An 18,788-nucleotide genomic window follows, 5' to 3' on the forward strand; every position below is an offset into this window, starting at 1 on the left:
ATGCTGTCGGCACGTAGGGTAGTTGAGGCGGGAGTCACGCTCAAAAGCCGACCCGCGGGGTCGGCAGGCGGCTCGCCATACGACAAACTGGTGTTCCGTGAGCCTTCATCCCCCGTTTCCCGCCCGTGTCGTGCTGCTGTGCGGCCCCTCGGGCTCGGGCAAGTCCCTCGTCGCCGCCCGTTCCGGGCTTCCCGTCCTGCGCCTGGACGACTTCTACAAGGAGGCCGGCGACCCGACTCTGCCCCTGGTGCAGGGGAGTCCGGACATCGACTGGGACCACCCGGAGTCGTGGGACGCGGACGTCGCGCTGGAGGCCATCGCCCGGCTGTGCGCGACCGGCTCGACGCCGGTGCCGGTGTACGACATCGCGCTGAGCGCCCGTACCGGCGAGAAGACGCTGCACATCGGCCGTACCCCGGTGTTCATCGCGGAGGGCATCTTCGCCGCGGAGATCGTCGAGCGCTGCCGGGAGCGGGGCGTGCTGGCGGACGCGCTGTGCCTGACCCGCGGGCCGGTCGTCACCTTCCGCCGGCGGTTCCTGCGGGATCTGAAGGAGGGCCGCAAGTCGGTGCCGTTCCTGCTGCGCCGGGGCTGGCGCCTGATGCGCGCGGAGCGGTCCATCGTCGCCCGTCAGGTGTCGCTGGGCGCCCATCCGTGCGACCGCGACGAGGCACTGGGACGGCTCGCGGCAGCGGCGGCGGGACGGCAGGCGCGTCAGCAGACGGCGGCGTGAAGGGAAGCGCACAGCGCACAGACAGAAACGGGACTGGACGATCCCCCCCGACCTTCCAGTCCCGCTCCTTGCTCCCCCGTGTTCCCCCCGTATCCCCCGATTCCCCCGTCCCCCCTCGGGTCACCCCCCGGTGACCCCTGGCCTTCAGGCGACCAGTTCGCCGAAGGCGTTCTCCTCGTCACGGCCGAAGCTGAGGACCTCGTCCTCGCGCAGCCGGCGGAGCGACCGCCAGATGCTGGACTTCACCGTGCCGACGCTGATGCCGAGGATGTCCGCGATCTCCGGGTCCGTACGGCCCTCGTAGTAGCGCAGGACCAGCATGGTGCGCTGGAGCTCGGGCAGCCGGGCCAGCGCCTGCCACAGGACCGCGCGCAGCTCGGTGCCGCGCATCGCGTCCGTGTCGGAGGCCGTCTCCGGCAGTTCCTCGGTCGGGTACTCGTTCAGCTTGCGGCGGCGCCACGCGCTGATGTGCAGGTTCGTCATGGTGCGGCGGAGATAGCCCCCGACCGCCGCCTTGTCGCTGATCCGCTCCCACGCCTTGTACGTCGAGAACAGCGCGCTCTGCAGCAGGTCCTCGGCCTCGAAGCGGTCCCCGGTCAGGTGGTACGCGGTGGCGTACAGGGAGGCGCGGCGCTCCTGGACGTAGGCGGTGAACTCCGCCTCCGTCAGGGAACGGCGCTGCTCCCCCGAGTCCTCCCTGTACGCGCTTCCCCCGTGTGCCTCCCCCGTGTGCGCGTCAACCACCGTCATGAACCCGGCGTGCTGACGCCCGGTGCCGCGAGCGCACCCCCGTCCTCCCCCACGCTCGAACACGCTCGCGCGGGAGGTACCCCCATCTGCACCGGACTTCTCCGAAACGGATCCCCGGTGCGCGTTCACGTCGTGCAGACGCGTGACCACTGCGCTGGTGCTGATGCTGTGCAGCGTGTTCATCTCGCGCTCCCCGTCGTGTACTTCCGGTGATTCGGTCCTGCCGGGCCGGCTGTGGCTCCCCCGTCCGGCCCGTGCCCAAAAGACTGCCGGGGCGACTTCATCGCCGTGTCCGCCGACTGTCACAGACCTGTCACAGGGCTCCGGCCCGGCCTCGTCACAGGCGGTGCACAGAGGGTGGTGGCAGGCAGGGCCCGGTGCCCGCGGGTCGTACGACGGCCCGTCCATGGGCCAGAATGAGCCCGTGCCTTCCCTGTTGCTGATCGAGGACGACGACGCCATCCGCACGGCCCTGGAGCTCTCCCTGACGCGCCAGGGACACCGGGTGGCGACCGCTGCCAGCGGAGAGGACGGTCTGAAGCTGCTGCGCGAGCAGCGGCCCGACCTGATCGTGCTGGACGTGATGCTGCCCGGCATCGACGGTTTCGAGGTGTGCCGGCGCATCCGGCGCACCGACCAGCTGCCGATCATCCTGCTGACCGCGCGCAGTGACGACATCGACGTGGTGGTCGGGCTGGAGTCCGGCGCCGACGACTACGTGGTCAAGCCGGTGCAGGGCCGGGTGCTGGACGCCCGGATCCGGGCCGTGCTGCGGCGCGGGGAGCGCGAGTCCAGCGACTCGGCGACGTTCGGCAACCTCGTCATCGACCGCTCGGCGATGACCGTGACGAAGAACGGCGAGGATCTCCAGCTGACCCCGACCGAGCTCAGGCTGCTGCTGGAGCTGAGCCGGCGGCCCGGTCAGGCGCTGTCCCGGCAGCAGCTGCTGCGGCTGGTGTGGGAGCACGACTACCTCGGTGACTCGCGCCTGGTGGACGCCTGTGTGCAGCGGCTGCGCGCCAAGGTCGAGGACGTGCCGTCGTCCCCGACCCTGATCCGTACCGTCCGTGGTGTCGGCTACCGCCTGGACGCGCCTCAGTGACCGACACGCAAGGGGGGCTGCGCGGCTGGTCCGCGCGGCGCAGGGGAAGTCTTTCGCGGCTGAGGTTCACCAGTCTGCGGCTGCGGCTGGTCGTCGTCTTCGCGCTGGTGGCCCTCACGGCCGCCGTGTCGGCGTCCGGCATCGCCTACTGGCTGAACCGGGAGGCGGTGCTCACCCGCGCCCAGGACGCGGTGCTGCACGACTTCCGGCAGGAGATGCAGAACCGCGCGGGCGCCCTGCCCGCGCACCCCACGCAGGACGAACTCCAGCGTGCGGCGGGCCAGATGGCCGCCGGCAGCCAGCACTTCAGCGTGCTCCTCGTCGGCCAGGACGCCGACGGCAGACCGGTGTACGGCAACTCGGGCGGGATCAACGGCTTCTCGCTGGAGGACGTGCCCAGGTCGCTGCGCGCCGCCGTGAACAAGCAGCAGAAGGTCACCGACGGCAACAAGGAGCCGTACCACCTGTACTGGCAGCGCGTGGTGCAGCACGGCACGCCGTATCTGGTGGCCGGCACGCGCGTGATCGGCGGCGGCCCGACCGGTTACATGGCGAAGTCGCTGGAGCCGGAGGCGAAGGACCTCAACTCGCTGGCCTGGTCGCTGGGCATCGCCACCGGACTCGCGCTGATCGGCGCCGCGCTGCTCGCGCAGGCCGCCGCCACGACCGTGCTGAAGCCGGTGCACCGGCTGGGAGTGGCCGCGCGCCGGCTCGGCGAGGGCAGACTGGACACGCGGCTGCGGGTGTCGGGGACCGACGAACTGGCCGATCTGTCCCGGACGTTCAACAACGCGGCCGAGGCGCTGGAGAAGCGGGTGGCGGAGATGGCCGCCCGGGACGAGGCCTCGCGCCGGTTCGTCGCCGACATGAGCCATGAGCTGCGCACTCCGCTGACCGCCATCACCGCCGTGACGGAGGTGCTGGAGGAGGAGCTGGAGGCGGAGACCGGGAGCATGGACCCGATGATCGAGCCCGCGGTGCGGCTGGTGGTCAGCGAGACCCGGCGGCTGAACGACCTGGTCGAGAACCTGATGGAGGTCACCCGCTTCGACGCGGGCACCGCCCGGCTCGTCCTGGACGACGTCGACATCGCCGACCAGATCACCGCCTGCATCGACGCCCGGGCCTGGCTGGACGCGGTCGAACTGGACGCCGAGCGCGGCATCCACGCCCGGCTCGACCCGCGCCGCCTGGACGTCATCCTCGCCAACCTGATCGGCAACGCCCTCAAGCACGGCGGGTCGCCGGTGCGGGTGTCGGTGCGGGTGGCCGACGAGGAGATCGTGATCCAGGTCCGCGACCACGGGCCCGGCATCCCCGAGGACGTCCTGCCGCACGTCTTCGACCGGTTCTACAAGGCGAGCGCCTCCCGGCCGCGCTCCGAGGGCAGCGGCCTGGGCCTGTCCATCGCCATGGAGAACGCCCACATCCACGGCGGCCAGATCACCGCCGCCAACTCGCCCGACGGCGGCGCGGTGTTCACCCTGCGGCTGCCACGGGACGCCTCCCGGCTGACCGAAGAGGCCGACGAGACGGCGAAGAACGACACGTCCGGCAGCGACCGCGGTCCCGGAAAGGAGGGGTCATGACCGTACGACGCCCGGCCGCACGACGCCTGCTGGCGCTGCCCCTCCTGGGCCTGCTGCTCACCGGCTGCGGCATCCGCGCCACCCAGGTGCCCACCGACTTCGGAGCGGCGCCGTCCCGGGTGCCGTGCTCGCTGGCCGGGCCCGACCTGGCCACCCAGTCCGCGCAGGGCGTGCCCGTGCAGGTCTTCCTGCTGTGCGGGGCGTCGCTGGTGGCCGTCGACCGGACGGTCCGCGTCCCGGAGGGCACCCCGGACGCGCGCCGCCAGGTGCTCGTGGCCCAGGGCCTGCTGGACCAGCTCGCCGCGTCCCCGTCCGCCGCCGAGCGCTCGGCGGGCTACACGACGTACGTGCCGGGCGGTGTGACGGTGCGCGGCCCCGCCCCCGGGGAGCCCGAGGACGCCCTGCACCTGAGCACGGCCCCGTCCCGGCTCACCTCCTACGCCCTGGCCCAGCTGGTGTGCACGCTGTCCGACTCGGCCGCCACGGAGGGCGACGGCTCGGTCGTCCTGGGCGGCCCCGGCACCGGCGCCCTGCGCCGCTACGCCTGCACGGACGACCTCCGCGACCGTCCGGGCAACACGGTCCCGCCGTCCAGCGAGGTCGAGGGCGGGTAGCGGCCCGGGCACGGCCGCGCACGCCGGACGGCCCCCGCGCGGAACCGATGGTGTCCCGTGGTGCGTCTAGGGGTTCGTGCAGCGTCAAGGCTCCATCGGCGGCGGCAGCGCCGCGATCCGTGTCCGGGTGACGGGGGGTGTTCTCCTCGTCGCCCATCTCGCCCTCGTCGCCTGGCTGATGCTGCGGCCGCTGGACGTCCCCTGGGTGGCGCCCCCCAACGTGCACCCCCTCGCAGGCATCCGGGCCGACCTGGCCCTGGGCTGGCCGGGGGCCGTCAGACCCCTCGGCGAGGGCCTGGCGCTGCTGGCCCCGCTGGGTGTGCTGCTGCCGATGACCCACGGCAGGCTCGACGTCTCCCCGCTCGGCTCCCTGGTCCGTACGACCGCTTCGGGCGCCCTGGTCTCCACCGGCATCGCCCTGCTCCAGACCGGTGTGCCCGGCAGGGTGGTGGACGTCGACTCGCTGCTGCTGAACACCGCGGGCGTCGCCCTGGCCCACCTGGCCGTCGTACCGGCCCTCCGCGCCCGGCTGCGCCGCCGGGAGGTGCGGCCGGGCGGTGTGGCGGAGGCGTCCGTCACCGTGCCGGAGGAGCTGCCTCAGGGTCGTACCCCGACGATTCCCAGGGTCGGGATCGCCCCCTAGAGCGACGCTTCGCCCGCTTCGTCCGCCTACCGTGGAGGACAGTTCGGAAGACAGTCGAGGGGCGCCACCGGGGCGTCCCGGCCCCGGCTCCCGAGCGAGCCGGCCACCACGGAGGAGTCGCCATGCCCGCCCTTGCCCGCCCCACCCACGGCCGCATGATCGGCGGCGTCTGTGCCGCGCTGGCACTGCGCTTCGGCACCTCCGCGACGACGATGCGGGTGATCTTCCTGCTGTCCTGCCTGCTGCCGGGCCCGCAGTTCCTGGTCTACATAGCGCTGTGGATCCTGCTGCCGTCCGAGGACAAGGCGCGCACCGCCTGGTGAGGGTGCGCGCGTGAACGCCGCTGGGGCGCCCCGGACTGCTCTCGGGGCGCCCCAGCGGCGCGTCGTTGGGCCATGCGGCCGCGGCCGCAGGTGTCAGCCGAGCGGGAGCCCATTCACCCCCACGCCGTGGGTGGGCAGGCCGGTGTGGTGCAGCGGCAGTCCGCCGAGCAGCCCGGCGACCGGCGCGGTCGGGCCCTGGGCGAGCACGTTCGCGACGGCCGGCTGCGCGGTGGCCAGCCCGGAGGCCAGGGCACCCTGCCCCTGGGCGAGGGCCTGGGTGGCGCCCGGCACCGCCCGGGAGACGTTCTCGGCGGGCAGCGTCCGGGCGACGGAGCCCAGGGCCTGTGAGGCCTGGCCGGCGTCCGGGGCGGCCGGGGCCGCGTTGGCCGCGCCCGCGCCGACGGCGGCGAAGGCGGCACCGAGCGCGGCGACACCGAGGGTCTTGGCAGCAGACTGCTTCATGGTGAATGCGTCCTTGAACTTGAATGCGGAGACGGAGATCACAAACGATCCGAGCGGTCCACGACCGTAAACACGCCGACCCGCACCCCGCAAACACCGAAATGCGGACGCCTTGTGAAAGCGCGTCCGCATTCCGTGCCGGGATCCGAGGTGTCGCTAGTCTTTCGGACCGGCAGAATCGCTGGTCGAGGCCGTCTGCTGGAACAGCCATTCGGATTTCAGTTCTGCATATCCGGGCTTGATGACGTCATTGATCATCGCGAGTCGTTCATCGAAAGGAATGAACGCTGATTTCATCGCATTGACGGAGAACCACTGCATGTCGTCGAGCGTGTAACCGAACGCTTCGACGAGGTGCTCGAATTCCTGGCTCATGGTCGTGTGCGACATCAGCCGGTTGTCGGTGTTCACCGTGGCCCGGAAGTGCAGCCGGCGCAGCAGCCCGATGGGGTGCTCGGCGTAGGAGGGCGCCGCCCCCGTCTGCAGGTTGGAGCTGGGGCACAGCTCCAGCGGGATCCGCTTGTCGCGGACGTACGACGCGAGCCGCCCGAGTGAGACGGAACCGTCCTCGTGGACCTCGATGTCGTCGATGATCCGCACCCCGTGCCCCAGCCGGTCGGCGCCGCACCACTGCAGCGCCTGCCAGATGGACGGCAGCCCGAAGGCCTCGCCGGCGTGGATGGTGAAGTGGTTGTTCTCCCGCTTGAGGTACTCGAAGGCGTCCAGGTGCCGGGTGGGCGGATGGCCGGCCTCGGCGCCGGCGATGTCGAAGCCGACGACGCCCGAGTCACGGTAGCGGTTGGCGAGTTCGGCGATCTCCAGGGAGCGGGCCGCGTGCCGCATCGCGGTCAGCAGGGCGCCCACGCGGATCCGGTGCCCGTTCCGGCGGGCCAGCCGCTCGCCCTGCCGGAACCCCTCGTTGACGGCCTCGACGACCTCTTCGAGGCCGAGCCCCTCCTCGAGGTGCTGCTCGGGGGCGTAGCGCACCTCGGCGTAGACGACCCCGTCCTCGGCGAGGTCCTCGGCGCACTCGCGGGCGACCCGGACGAGCGCGTCCCGGGTCTGCATCACACCGACGGTGTGCCGGAAGGTCTCCAGATACCGTTCCAGCGAGCCGGAGTCGGCGGCCTCGCGGAACCAGATGCCCAGCTTGCCGGGGTCGGTCTCCGGCAGGCCGGAGTAGCCGGTCTCCTGGGCGAGGTCGACGACAGTGCCCGGGCGGAGCCCGCCGTCGAGGTGATCGTGCAGCAGAACCTTGGGCGCCCGGCGGATCTGGTCCGGCGTCGGCACGGCTCCACTTGGTGCAGTCTGGCTCGTCATTTCCGCACTTTGACGTACTCCCCGCCCTAAAGTCCAGGGATTCCGGCCTGGGTCGGCTGACCCTTCCGCGGGCTTCCTGCTTCACCGCGCTGTGCGGGCACGTGTTACCGGCGCTCCACAGGCGTTTGGCGTCTCCGCCCGTCCGGCGGCGACGATACGGCGTCCTCCGAAGAGGACGTTACGGGCTGCGTTGTGGTCGCGGTCGTGCCTGGTGCCGCACTCGCTGCACGTCCACTCGCGGACGTGCAGGGGCTTGGGGCCGTCCCGGAATCCGCAGGCCGAGCAGACCTGGGAGGACGGAAAGACCCGGTCCACCTCGGCGAAGGTGCGGCCGTGCCGAGCCGCCCTGTACTCCAGCATGCCGACGAACGCGGACCATCCCGCGTCGTGCACCGACTTGGCGAGCCGGGTACGGCCGAGACCGGACACCGCAAGATCTTCCACGTACACCGCTTGGTTGTCGCGGATGATCTGTGTGGACACCTTGAGATCACGCGCAAGGTCTGCGAGGACTTCGAAGCGGGGCTGAAGGCGTTCAACGGCGCACGCAACCACGTCCGCCCTCTGGTGCACCACCCGCCGAAGGTCGCTGCCCCCAAGCTGGTCAACAGCGTAAAGTGCACGTCAGAGCAGTCTTGAGATGCATTCATTCCCGGCGTGAACGCCGGGGCTTTCTGCACGGGACCCGGTAACGCCTACGCGCGTAGAGAGACGGGTGAACGTGACAGCTCCGGGGACGGTTTTCCGTCGATACGCAACGGTGACCGCGCGTACGGGTTTCGGACACCGCCGCTTCTGACACTGTTCTGCCATGGGACAGCAAGCGACGCCGGTCCGAACGGCCGGGCTGGGAAAGGCGGTCGGACCGGTGCCGACGGCGGTGAGCGGAGCGGTGCTGCTGCTCCCCGGCGGGGAGGAGGTCTCCGCCCGCAGACCGTCCCCCGTCCGGGCGACGATCGCGTTGCGCTCGCTGGGCCGGCGACTCGCCCGCGCCGGACGGGAGGAGGGGCTGGCTGTCCACACCGTCCACTACCGGTGCCGGGGCTGGAACGGCAGCGAGGCGCAGCTGGCCGCCGACGCCGAGTGGGCCGCCGACGAGGTCGTCCGGCGCTACGGGGACGTGCCCGTGTGCCTGGTCGGGGTGGACATGGGCGGGCGGGCCGCGCTGCGGGCCGGGGGGCACGAGGCGGTCAACTCCGTGGTGGCGCTCGCTCCGTGGCTGCCGGAGGACGACATGGCCGCGCCCGCCGAGCCGGTGAAGCAGCTGGTGGGGCGTCGGGTGCTGATCGTGCACGGCACGAATGACGAGCGGACCGATCCCGAGCTGTCGTTCCGGTTCGCGGCGCGGGCGAAGAAGGTGAACCGGGAGGTGTGCCGGTTCGAAGTGCATTCCGACGGACATCGGTTGCACGGGTACCGGGACGAAGTGGCCTGGCTGGCCGTGGATTTCATGATGGGCGCGTTGTTCGGTCACTCCTTCTCCCGCCCTGTCGAGGATGCGCTCGCGGCTCCGCCGCCGATCGGCCTGCGGATGCCGCTCGCCTCGGGGTTCGGGAAGTCGTTGAAGCGGCAGGGCTCGTAGCGGCCCGTCTCACGCCGGCAGCAGGTTGCCCCTTCTCGAGAGCAGGAACTTCTTGAAGGCCGCCACCGGCGGGGTGTCCGGGCGGTCGGCGAGCCAGGCGACGCCGATCTCGCGGACCGCCCTGGGGGCTGTCACGGTGAGTTCCACGACCCCCGGCCGCGGGACCGTCGGCGGGGGCAGGAGGGCGACTCCCAGGCCGGCCGCGACCAGGCCCCGCAGGGTTTCCGCCTCCTCTCCCTCGAAGGCGACCCGGGGGCGGAAGCCGGCCTCGCGGCACAGGGAGTCGAAGATGCGGCGCAGACCGTAGCCGGGTTCCAGGGTGACGAAGGTCTCCTCGGCCGCCTCGGCCAGGCGGACGCGGCGACGGGCGGCCAGGCGGTGGTCGGCGGGCACGACGAGGCGGAGTTTCTGCTCGTCCAGGCGGCGGGCGACCAGGTCCGGGGCGTCCGGGACCGGGGAGGTCAGGCAGAGGTCCAGCTCCCCCGCCCGCAGCCGCTCCAGCATCGCCTCGCCGTAGTTCTGGACCAGGCTGAAGCGGACGCGCGGGTGGTCCTCGCGGAAGGCGTGCAGCAGGCCGGGGACCGTCTCGGCGCCCATGGTGTGCAGGAAGCCGAAGGCGACCTTGCCGGTGGCCGGGTCGGCGTCGGCGCGCACCTCCTCGGCGGCCCGCTCGATCTCGGCGAGGGCTCGTTCGGCGGAGGCGAGGAAGGTGCGGCCGGCCGGCGTCAGGGAGACCGTGCGGCCGTGCCGGGCGAACAGGTCGACGCCCAGGTCCTGCTCCAGGCGGGCCATCGCGCGGGAGAGGGTGGACTGGGGGACGTTCATCTCCAGGGCGGCCCGGGTGACGTGCTCGGTCCGGGCCACTCCGGCGAAGTACGCGAGGCGCGGCGCCAGCAGCCGTGCCATCCGGGACATGTCTTCTGTGTCACTGTTCGGTGACAGGCGAGTCTGTGAGCTCTGCTGATGCGCCATGGGAACGATTATGACGATTCCATGCATTGGACGGATGAGACTGGCCGTACCTACGGTCGAGCCATGACTCCCGTCAGTACCGGGGCGCCCACCGACGTGGGCGCCGTCACGTCCGTCACCGCCGCCGATGCCGCCGCCGACTCCCGTATGACTCCGGGCGGGCCCGGCTACCGCCGGATGAGCCTCGCCCTCTTCCTCGCCGGAGTCGCCACCTTCGCCCTGCTGTACTCCACGCAGGCCCTGCTTCCGCTGATCTCCGGGGAGTTCGGGGTCGCGGCGAGCGAGGCGAGCTGGACCGTGGCGGCCGCCACCGGCGGTCTCGCCCTGTTCGTGCTGCCGATGAGCGCCCTGTCGGAGCGGTTCGGCCGCCGTGCGGTGATGACGGCCTCGCTGGCCGTCGCGGTGGGCGTCGGGCTGCTGGTGCCGTTCGCGCCGTCGCTCGGCGTGCTGGTGGTGCTGCGGGCGGTGCAGGGCGCGGCGCTGGCCGGGCTGCCCGCCTCGGCGCAGGCCTATCTGGCCGAGGAGGTACGGCCGAAGGCGTTGGTGACGGCGATCGGCCTGTTCGTCGCGGGCAACAGCGTCGGCGGCATGAGCGGCCGGGTGATCACCGGCTGGGTGGCCCAGGAGTGGGGCTGGCGGGTCGCGGTCGGCGTGATCGGCGTGGTCGCGGTGGCCTGCGCGGTCGCCTTCCGGCTGCTGCTGCCGGCGCCGCGGCACTTCACGGCCGGCTCGCTGCGGCCCCGCGTGCTGCTCGGCACGGTCCGCGACCACCTCGCCAACCCGCTGCTGCGGCGGCTGTACGCGATCGGCGCGCTGTTCATGACGGTGTTCGGCGGCGTGTACACGGTGATCGGCTACCGGCTGACGGGCGAGCCGTTCGGTCTGCCGCAGGGCATCATCGGCTCGATCTTCCTGGTCTACCTGGTGGGCACGGTGTCGGCGTCCACGGCGGGCCGGCTGGTGGGCCGGTTCGGCCGCCGGGGCGCGCTGTACCTGGCGGGCGGTACGACGACGGCGGGCCTGCTGCTGTCCCTGGCCCCGTCGCTGCCGCTGGTCCTGCTGGGCCTGGTGCTGATCACGGCGGGCTTCTTCGCCGGCCACGCGGTGGCGTCCTCGGCGGTCAGCAAGACGGCCACCGAGGGCCGCGCGCAGGCCTCGGCGCTGTACCAGTCGATGTACTACGTCGGCTCCAGCGTCGGCAGCACGGTCGGCGCGACGGCGTTCCACGCGGCGGGCTGGGCCGGCACGGTCGGGGTCGGCCTGCTGGCGGTCGTGGGGGTCGTGACGATCACGGTGCTCGGCTCGGTGGCGGCCCGGCGCACGGTCGCAGCGCCCGCGCACTGAGTCGCGCCCCCGCCCTCACCTGCACGTTTCCCGACTCGGGGGGCCATTGTCAGTGCCCTGCGGTAGCTTCCAAGTGCTGGGGTGCAAAGAGGCGCCGCAGGGACGGCCACAGGGGTGGGTGGACGATGGGAAACGGGACGGCGACGGCGGACCTCGACGTCGCACTGGAGAAGCACCGGACCGAGCTGACCGGTTACTGCTACCGGATGCTCGGCTCCTCCTTCGAGGCCGAGGACGCGGTGCAGGACACCCTGGTGCGGGCCTGGCGGAGCTACGACACCTTCGAGGGCCGCTCCAGCCTCCGCTCGTGGCTGTACCGGATCGCGACGAACGTGTGCCTGGACATGCTGACGGCCGGCAACAAGCGGGCGCGGCCGATGGACCTGACCGAGTCCACCCCGCTCGCGCAGGCCGCGCTGGCCCCTCGCCCGGACAACACCTGGCTCGAGCCGGTGCCGGACGCGCGGGTGCTGCCGACGGCCGGCGACCCGGCGGAGGCTGCCGTGGCGAAGGAGTCGATCCGCCTGGCGTTCATGGCGGCGCTGCAGCAACTGCCGCCCAAGCAGCGGGCGGTGCTGATCCTGCGCGAGGTGCTGGCGTGGAAGGCGAGCGAGGTCGCCGAGCTGCTGGGCACCTCGGTCGCCTCGGTCAACAGCGCGCTGCAGCGGGCGCGGGCCACACTCGCCGAGCGCGACCGGGGCCCGCAGGGCGCGGTGTCCGACCCGCTCGACGAGGAGCAGCGCAAACTCCTCGAGCGCTATGTCCAGGCCTTCGAGGGGTACGACATGACGGCGCTGACCGCGCTGCTGCACGAGGACGCCGTCATGACGATGCCGCCGTTCGACCTGTGGCTGCGCGGCCCGGCCGACATCACCGGCTTCATGACCACCCTGGGCGCCTCCTGCGCCGGCTCCCGGCTGCTGCCGGTGCAGGTGAACGGCCTGCCGGGGTTCGCGCACTACAAGCCGGACCCGGAGCGGGGCGGCTTCAGCCCCTGGGCGGTGCAGGTGCTGGAGCTGTCAGACGGCCGGATCACCGGTTTCCACTGCTTCCTGGACACCAAGCGGTGGTTCCCGCTGTTCGAGCTGCCGCTCCATCTGGAAGCGGAGTCCGACGAGGTCGAGAAGAGCGGGTAGGGCGGGGTCGGGGTCCCGCAGCCGGATCCGCCCGCCGGCCCGGCGGGCGGCCAGCTCCAGCCGGGCCAGCAGGTCCACGGCGGCCAGTCCCGGCGGCCCGAGCCCGCCCACGTCGCACACGACGACCCGGCTGCCGCCCCCGGCGAGCAGCAGCGTCCGCACCCGCTCGCACAGCCCCGCCACCTCCTCCCGGGTGACGGGGCCGGCCAGCACGAGCACGGCGGGTTCGTCGGCGTTCACGTGCGGTAGACCGGCGGACCCGGCGGAACTCATCGGCGCCGCCGGGGCCTTCGGGGGCGGGCCCGGTCAGGCGATGCGTTCCAGGACCACCGGAGACGGGGTGAAGCCGGTGCCCGGGGCCGCGATGTCGTAGGAGCCCTCCACCGCTTCCAGGGCGTAGGCGAAGCGCTCCGGGGTGTCGGTGTGCAGCGTCAGCAGGGGCTGGCCCTCGCTCACCGTGTCGCCCGGCTTGGCGTGCATCTCGACGCCCGCCGCGGCCTGCACCGGGTCCTCCTTGCGGGCGCGGCCGGCGCCGAGGCGCCAGGCGGCGATGCCGATGTCGTAGGCGTCCAGACGGGTCAGCACGCCCGCGGCCGGGGCCTTGATCACGTGCTGTTCCTTCGACGTGGGCAGCGGTGCGTCCGGGTCGCCGCCCTGCGCGGCGATCATCCGGCGCCAGACGTCCATCGCCGAGCCGTCGGCCAGCGCCTTCGCCGGGTCGGCGTCCTTCAGCCCGGCCGCGTCCAGCATTTCGCGGGCCAGGGCGAGCGTCAGTTCCACCACGTCCGCCGGGCCGCCGCCCGCCAGGACCTCCACCGACTCGCGGACCTCCAGGGCGTTGCCCGCCGTCAGGCCGAGCGGGGTCGACATGTCGGTGAGGAGGGCGACGGTGTTCACACCGTGGTCGGTGCCGAGGCCGACCATCGTGGTGGCCAGTTCGCGGGCGTCGTCCAGCGTCTTCATGAAGGCGCCGCTGCCCACCTTCACGTCCAGCACCAGCGAACCGGTGCCCTCGGCGATCTTCTTCGACATGATCGAGGAGGCGATGAGCGGGATCGCCTCGACGGTGCCCGTCACGTCCCGCAGCGCGTACAGCTTCTTGTCCGCCGGGGCCAGGCCGTCGCCCGCCGCGCAGATCACCGCGCCGGTGCCCTCCAGCACGGAGAGCATCTCCTCGTTGGAGAGCAGCGCCCGCCAGCCGGGGATCGACTCCAGCTTGTCCAGCGTGCCGCCGGTGTGGCCGAGGCCCCGGCCCGACAGCTGCGGGACGGCGGCGCCGCACGCGGCCACGAGCGGCGCCAGGGGCAGCGTGATCTTGTCGCCGACGCCGCCGGTGGAGTGCTTGTCGGCGGTCGGGCGGGACAGCGAGGAGAAGTCCATGCGCTCGCCGGAGGCGATCATGGCCGCCGTCCAGCGGGCGATCTCGCGGCGGTTCATGCCGTTGAGCAGGATCGCCATGGCGAGCGCGGACATCTGCTCGTCGGCGACCTCGCCGCGGGTGTACGCGTCGATGACCCAGTCGATCTGCTCGTCGGTCAGCTCGCCGCGGTCCCGCTTGGTGCGGATCACGGAGATGGCGTCCATGGCCATGGCGGGTGTGGTTCCTTCCGGGAGGTGCGAAGTGCGCGGCCCCCCTGCGAGCGGGGCAGGGGGGCCGCACGGGAGTTACGAGGAGAGGTGCCCGGGCCCGAAGGCCTGGGGCAGCATCTCCGACAGGGGCAGGACGCCCTGGGGGGTGTCCAGCAGGAGGTCCGGGCCGCCGAACTCGTACAGCAGCTGGCGGCAGCGGCCGCACGGGACGAGCAGGCCGCCGGTGCCGTCCACGCAGGTGAAGTGCGTGAGCCGGCCACCGCCGGTGCGCTGCAGGTCGGAGACCAGACCGCACTCGGCGCACAGGCCGATGCCGTAGGAGGCGTTCTCCACGTTGCAGCCGGTGACGGTGCGGCCGTCGTCGACCCGGGCCGCCACGCCGACCGGGAAGCCGGAGTAGGGGGCGTACGCGTGGGTCATCGCCTCGCGCGCCACCGCCCGCAGCGCCTCCCAGTCGAAGTCGTCCGTGTCCCGGGTCACTTGCCCTGGCCCTTCCGGTAGCGCATGCCGTCCGCCTTCGGCATCCGCAGGCGCTGCGCCGACAGGGACAGCACCAGCAGGGTGACGACGTACGGGGTGGCGCCCACGAAGTCGCTCGGGACCTCGTCGGTGACCAGGTACCAGACCAGCACCAGCGCGGCGACCAGGAGGCTGATCCCGCCCTGCCACAGGGTCTTGCGGTACAGCTTCCAGCCTGCCAGGGCGACCAGCAGGACGACCAGCAGGAGCAGCAGCGCGTGCACGGTCGTGCCGCCGTTGCGCAGCTGGAGGGCGTCGGAGTAGCCGAACAGGCCCGCGCCCATCGCGAGGCCGCCCGGACGCCAGTTGCCGAAGATCATCGCCGCGAGGCCGATGTAGCCGCGGCCGCCGGTCTGGCCCTCGAGGTAGGTGTGCGAGGTGACCAGCGCCAGGAAGGCGCCGCCGAGCCCGGCGAGGCCGCCGGAGACGGCGACGGCCACGTACTTGTACGTGTAGACGTTGACGCCGAGCGACTCGGCGGCGACCGGGTTCTCGCCGCAGGACCGCAGCCGCAGACCGAACGGGGTGCGCCACAGCAGCCACCAGCTGCCGGCGAACAGCACCGCGGCCAGGATCGTGATCACGGACAGGTTGGTGATCACACCGCCGATGATGCCGGCGAGGTCGGAGACCAGGAACCAGTGGTGCTTCTCGACCGAGGCGAGGCCGTCGGACAGGCCGGGCACGGTGACCTGCGGCAGCGAGTCCACGGGCGGGGACTGCTTGGGGTTGCCGCCCGCGTTCGCCGCCGCGCCGTCGGTGAAGAACAGCTTGGCGAGGTACTGGGTGGCGCCGAGCGCGAGCAGGTTGATCGCGACACCGGACACGATGTGGTCGACGCCGAAGGTGACGGTGGCGACGGCGTGCACCAGGCCGCCGAGGACACCGAAGCCGATGCCGCACAGCAGGCCGAGCCAGGGGCTGGACTGCCAGCCGACCCAGCCGGCGCCGAAGGTGCCGAGGATCATCATGCCCTCGAGGCCGATGTTGACCACGCCGGACCGCTCGGACCACAGGCCGGCGAGGCCGGCGAGACCGATCGGCACGGCCAGGCCGAGCGCGGCGCCGACCTGGCCGGCGGAGTCCAGCTGGTTGGAGCCGGTGATCACGCGGACGGCGGCCAGGAGCAGCAGCGCCCCCGCGACGAGCAGGAGGATCTGGCCGAAGGAGCGGCCCGAGCGCTGCGGCGCGTCCGCCGCCTTGGGCGCCGCGGGCGGCGGCGCGTCGGTCATCGTGGCAGTCATCACGCCACCTCCTGCTTCTTCGTCGGGGCGGCGGCCTGGGCCGCGAGTTCGGCGCCGACCTTCTGCTGCTGGCGCTTGAGGCCGTAGCGCCGTACGACCTCGTAGGCGATCACGACGCACAGGACGATCACGCCCTGGATGACGCCGAGGATCTCCTTGTCGTAGCCCTGGAACTCCAGGTGGTTGGTGGTGCGCTCCAGGAAACCCCACAGCAGGGCGCCGAGCGCGATGCCGATCGGGTGGTTGCGGCCGAGCAGCGCGATGGCGATGCCGGTGAAGCCGATGCCGACCGGGAAGTCGTTGCTGAACGCGTAGGAGTCGTTGAGCAGGGTGGGCATGCCGATGAGACCGGCCACCGCACCAGAGATGATCATGCTGGTGGCGACCATCTTCTTCACCGACACACCGCTCGCGGAGGCCGCGCTCTCGGACTGGCCGACGGTGCGCAGGTCGAAGCCGAAGCGGGTGCGGCCGAGCACGAACCAGTACGCCACGCCGACGATCGCGGCGATGAAGATGAAGCCCCACAGCTCGCCGGCCGGCCCGGTGTTGATCATGAAGAAGTGCGACGCCGACGGCAGCGGCTTGGTGGAGACGACGGTGCCGCCCTGTTCCAGCTGGGCCAGCTTCCCCGGCTGGAGCAGGTAGGCGATGATCGCGGTGGCGATCGAGTTCAGCATGATGGTCGAGATGACCTCGCTGACGCCCCGCGTCACCTTCAGGATGCCCGCGATGGCGGCCCAGACGGCGCCGGTCGCCATGGCGCACAGCAGGATCAGAATGATGGAGAGCCAGCCGGGCGTGGTCAGCGCGCCGCCGAGGACGGCGGCGAAGAAGGCGGCGAGCCGGTACTGGCCGTCGACGCCGATGTTGAACAGGTTCATCCGGAAGCCGATGGCCACCGAGACGCCGGCGAGGTAGTAGGTGGTCGCCTTGTTCAGGATGTAGACCTGGCTGTCGCTGGCGAAGCCGTAGGTCACCATGTCGCTGAACGCGTCGCCGGGGTTCTTGCCGGTCGCGAGGATCACCAGGGCGGTGACGACGAGCGCGGCGACGACCGCCAGCACCGGCGCGGCGAGACCGAGGAGCAGCCGCTCCTTGTCGATCCGTGAGGTCAGCTTGTTCATCGCTCGTCGTCCTCTGTGTGCTCCAGGTGGCCGGTGGCCGCACCCGTCATGGCGGAGCCCAGCTCTTCGGGGGTGATGGTGGCGGGGTCGGCGTCGGCGACCAGGCGGCCGCGGTACATCACCCGCAGGGTGTCGGAGAGCCCGATCAGCTCGTCCAGGTCCGCGGAGATCAGCAGCACGGCCAGGCCCTCGCGGCGGGCCTCGCGGATGTGGTCCCAGATGGCCGCCTGGGCGCCGACGTCCACGCCGCGGGTGGGGTGGGCGGCGATGAGCAGCTTGGGGGCGTGGCTCATCTCGCGGCCGACGATCAGCTTCTGCTGGTTGCCGCCGGACAGCGAGGCCGCGGTCACGTCGATGCCGGGGGTGCGGACGTCGTAGGCCCGCACGATCCGCTCGGTGTCGGCGCGGGCCGCCTTGATGTCGAGGAGCCGGCCGCGCGCGTTGGGCTTCTCGGTGACGTGGCCGAGTATGCGGTTCTCCCACAGCGGGGCTTCCAGCAGCAGGCCGTGGCGGTGGCGGTCCTCGGGGATGTAGCCGATGCCGGCCTCGCGGCGGTCGCGGGTGGCGGTGTGGGAGATGTCGGCGCCGTCGAGCGTGACGACGCCGGCGTCCGGCTGGCGCATGCCCATGATGGCCTCGACCAGCTCGGACTGTCCGTTGCCCTCCACACCGGCGATGCCCAGCACCTCGCCCCGGTGGATGGTGAAGGAGATCTGGTCCAGGATGATCCGCTCGATGCCCTCGAGGTCGGTCTGCGCGAGGTGCAACCCCTCGACCTTGAGCACCGGGACGTCCGTGACGGTGGACTCCTCGGTCTCCGGGGTGGGCAGCTCGCTGCCGACCATCAGCTCGGCGAGCTGCTTGGGGGTGGTGCCCTGGGGGGAGACCGTGCCCACCGTCGTACCGCGCCGGATGACGGTGATCTCGTCGGCGACCGACAGCACCTCGCCCAGCTTGTGGGAGATGAAGATGACGGTGAGGCCCTCGGACTTCAGCTCGCGCAGGTTGTCGAAGAGCGCGTCCACCTCCTGCGGCACGAGCACGGCGGTCGGCTCGTCGAGGATGAGGGTCTTGGCGCCGCGGTAGAGGACCTTGAGGATCTCCACGCGCTGGCGGTCGGCGACGCCCAGCTCCTCCACGAGCACGTCCGGGCGGACGTTCAGGCCGTACGCGTCGGAGATCTCCTTGATCTTGGCGCGGGCCTTGTTCCCGATGCCGTACAGCTTCTCCGCGCCGAGGACGACGTTCTCCAGCACGGTGAGGTTGTCGGCGAGCATGAAGTGCTGGTGCACCATGCCGATGCCGCGGGCGATGGCGTCGCCGGGGTTGTGGAAGACGACCTGTTCGCCGTTCACGGTGATGGTGCCCTCGTCCGGCTGCTGCATGCCGTAGAGGATCTTCATGAGGGTGGACTTGCCGGCGCCGTTCTCGCCGCACAGGGCGTGGACGGTGCCCGTGCGGACGGTGATGTCGATGTCGCGGTTGGCGACGACGCCGGGGAAGCGCTTGGTGATGCCGCGCAGTTCGACGGCAGCGGGAGGGCTGGACGCGTTGATGGCGCACTCTCCTCGGGGAAAGGGGCTGCGGGGGGAGGTGGCGGGCGTCGGCGACGCTAGCGCGGCAACTCCGCGCTACACGCGTAGAGTTGACACATTGTTATGGCTCGGCGGGGGGCTGGAGGAAGCCGCCCCCGCGCCGAGCCTCAGGTCCGGCGGTGCGCCCGGACCGCCTGGTCGGC

The 18,788-nt window shown here is 71.9% G+C and carries 20 protein-coding genes and 1 pseudogene; 10 read left to right on the forward strand and 11 right to left on the reverse strand.

All coding sequences use genetic code 11. From position 1 onward, the window contains the following. The first annotated feature begins 97 nt into the window (after positions 1-97). Entirely contained in the window at positions 98-733 is a 636-nt protein-coding gene (locus ACGFZN_RS15525; protein ID WP_393858938.1) for a uridine kinase, read from the forward strand. 144 nt (positions 734-877) lie between these two features. Here ACGFZN_RS15525 and ACGFZN_RS15530 read toward each other — a convergent pair whose 3' ends face one another. Next, positions 878-1,666 carry a SigE family RNA polymerase sigma factor gene (locus ACGFZN_RS15530; protein ID WP_393858939.1) on the reverse strand — a complete coding sequence of 263 codons (789 nt, stop codon included), beginning with the start codon at positions 1,664-1,666 and terminating at the stop codon, positions 878-880. 241 nt (positions 1,667-1,907) lie between these two features. Between ACGFZN_RS15530 and afsQ1 the strand changes: the two genes are divergently transcribed. The 5 genes from afsQ1 to ACGFZN_RS15555 all read left to right on the forward strand — a co-directional run bounded on the left by afsQ1 (position 1,908) and on the right by ACGFZN_RS15555 (position 5,754). Further along, positions 1,908-2,585, forward strand: coding sequence for a two-component system response regulator AfsQ1 (gene afsQ1 / locus ACGFZN_RS15535; RefSeq protein WP_106980762.1), 678 nt, complete (start codon positions 1,908-1,910; stop codon positions 2,583-2,585). Next, positions 2,582-4,174: an ATP-binding protein gene (locus tag ACGFZN_RS15540; RefSeq protein ID WP_393858940.1), complete on the forward strand. Its 1,593-nt coding sequence runs from the start codon at positions 2,582-2,584 to the stop codon at positions 4,172-4,174. The genes afsQ1 and ACGFZN_RS15540 overlap by 4 nt, the downstream gene beginning before the upstream one ends. After that, positions 4,171-4,788, forward strand: a complete 618-nt coding sequence (locus ACGFZN_RS15545) for a hypothetical protein (protein WP_393858941.1) — start codon at positions 4,171-4,173, stop codon at positions 4,786-4,788. Before ACGFZN_RS15540 ends, ACGFZN_RS15545 begins: the two co-directional genes overlap by 4 nt. 76 nt (positions 4,789-4,864) lie before the next feature. Continuing rightward, entirely contained in the window at positions 4,865-5,431 is a 567-nt protein-coding gene (locus ACGFZN_RS15550) for a VanZ family protein (protein ID WP_393858942.1), read from the forward strand. Positions 5,432-5,553: 122 nt separating this feature from the next. Beyond that, the gene (locus ACGFZN_RS15555; RefSeq protein WP_393858943.1) at positions 5,554-5,754 is read left to right on the forward strand and encodes a PspC domain-containing protein; all 201 of its coding nucleotides are present in this window, start codon (positions 5,554-5,556) and stop codon (positions 5,752-5,754) included. Positions 5,755-5,847: 93 nt separating this feature from the next. On the opposite strand, the gene ACGFZN_RS15560 is transcribed toward ACGFZN_RS15555, so the two are convergent. The 3 genes and pseudogenes from ACGFZN_RS15560 to ACGFZN_RS15570 form a co-directional block, all read right to left on the reverse strand. Continuing rightward, the gene (locus ACGFZN_RS15560; protein ID WP_393858944.1) at positions 5,848-6,216 is read right to left on the reverse strand and encodes an ATP-binding protein; all 369 of its coding nucleotides are present in this window, start codon (positions 6,214-6,216) and stop codon (positions 5,848-5,850) included. Between the two features lie 156 nt (positions 6,217-6,372). After that, positions 6,373-7,536, reverse strand: coding sequence for an adenosine deaminase (locus ACGFZN_RS15565; RefSeq protein WP_393858945.1), 1,164 nt, complete (start codon positions 7,534-7,536; stop codon positions 6,373-6,375). Positions 7,537-7,562: 26 nt separating this feature from the next. Next, positions 7,563-8,046, reverse strand: a pseudogene (locus ACGFZN_RS15570) (RNA-guided endonuclease TnpB family protein); the annotation flags it as partial. Between ACGFZN_RS15570 and ACGFZN_RS15575 the strand changes: the two are divergent. Both ACGFZN_RS15575 and ACGFZN_RS15580 read left to right on the forward strand, forming a co-directional pair. Then, entirely contained in the window at positions 7,990-8,175 is a 186-nt protein-coding gene (locus ACGFZN_RS15575) for a transposase (RefSeq protein ID WP_393858946.1), read from the forward strand. The pseudogene ACGFZN_RS15570 and the gene ACGFZN_RS15575 sit on opposite strands and share 57 nt — an antisense overlap. A 172-nt stretch (positions 8,176-8,347) precedes the next feature. Next, positions 8,348-9,118 carry an alpha/beta hydrolase gene (locus ACGFZN_RS15580; RefSeq protein ID WP_393858947.1) on the forward strand — a complete coding sequence of 257 codons (771 nt, stop codon included), beginning with the start codon at positions 8,348-8,350 and terminating at the stop codon, positions 9,116-9,118. Positions 9,119-9,127: 9 nt separating this feature from the next. Here ACGFZN_RS15580 and ACGFZN_RS15585 read toward each other — a convergent pair whose 3' ends face one another. Beyond that, on the reverse strand, positions 9,128-10,090 hold the full coding sequence (locus tag ACGFZN_RS15585; RefSeq protein WP_393858948.1) for a LysR substrate-binding domain-containing protein: 963 nt from the start codon (positions 10,088-10,090) through the stop codon (positions 9,128-9,130). 63 nt (positions 10,091-10,153) lie between these two features. Between ACGFZN_RS15585 and ACGFZN_RS15590 the strand changes: the two genes are divergently transcribed. Further along, on the forward strand, positions 10,154-11,434 hold the full coding sequence (locus ACGFZN_RS15590; RefSeq protein WP_393858949.1) for an MFS transporter: 1,281 nt from the start codon (positions 10,154-10,156) through the stop codon (positions 11,432-11,434). Between the two features lie 125 nt (positions 11,435-11,559). After that, positions 11,560-12,570, forward strand: coding sequence for a sigma-70 family RNA polymerase sigma factor (locus ACGFZN_RS15595; protein ID WP_393858950.1), 1,011 nt, complete (start codon positions 11,560-11,562; stop codon positions 12,568-12,570). Here ACGFZN_RS15595 and ACGFZN_RS15600 read toward each other — a convergent pair. The 6 genes from ACGFZN_RS15600 to ACGFZN_RS15625 form a co-directional block, all read right to left on the reverse strand. Next, positions 12,454-12,843: an STAS domain-containing protein gene (locus tag ACGFZN_RS15600; protein WP_393858951.1), complete on the reverse strand. Its 390-nt coding sequence runs from the start codon at positions 12,841-12,843 to the stop codon at positions 12,454-12,456. The genes ACGFZN_RS15595 and ACGFZN_RS15600 overlap by 117 nt on opposite strands. 33 nt (positions 12,844-12,876) lie before the next feature. Beyond that, a complete protein-coding gene (locus ACGFZN_RS15605) occupies positions 12,877-14,160 on the reverse strand; it encodes a thymidine phosphorylase (RefSeq protein ID WP_393858952.1) in 1,284 nt (427 codons plus the stop codon). 75 nt (positions 14,161-14,235) lie between these two features. After that, on the reverse strand, positions 14,236-14,640 hold the full coding sequence (locus ACGFZN_RS15610; protein WP_393858953.1) for a cytidine deaminase: 405 nt from the start codon (positions 14,638-14,640) through the stop codon (positions 14,236-14,238). After that, on the reverse strand, positions 14,637-15,923 hold the full coding sequence (locus tag ACGFZN_RS15615) for an ABC transporter permease (RefSeq protein ID WP_393858954.1): 1,287 nt from the start codon (positions 15,921-15,923) through the stop codon (positions 14,637-14,639). The genes ACGFZN_RS15610 and ACGFZN_RS15615 overlap by 4 nt, the downstream gene beginning before the upstream one ends. Beyond that, positions 15,923-17,050: an ABC transporter permease gene (locus ACGFZN_RS15620; RefSeq protein ID WP_393858955.1), complete on the reverse strand. Its 1,128-nt coding sequence runs from the start codon at positions 17,048-17,050 to the stop codon at positions 15,923-15,925. The genes ACGFZN_RS15615 and ACGFZN_RS15620 overlap by 1 nt, the downstream gene beginning before the upstream one ends. Then, positions 17,047-18,573 (reverse strand): ABC transporter ATP-binding protein, encoded by a 1,527-nt coding sequence (locus ACGFZN_RS15625; protein ID WP_393859010.1) that lies wholly within the window; start codon positions 18,571-18,573, stop codon positions 17,047-17,049. The genes ACGFZN_RS15620 and ACGFZN_RS15625 overlap by 4 nt, the downstream gene beginning before the upstream one ends. Between the last annotated feature and the right edge of the window lie 215 nt (positions 18,574-18,788).

The sequence above is a fragment of the Streptomyces sp. NPDC048192 genome (assembly GCF_043202415.1).
Taxonomy (GTDB): Bacteria; Actinomycetota; Actinomycetes; order Streptomycetales; family Streptomycetaceae; genus Streptomyces.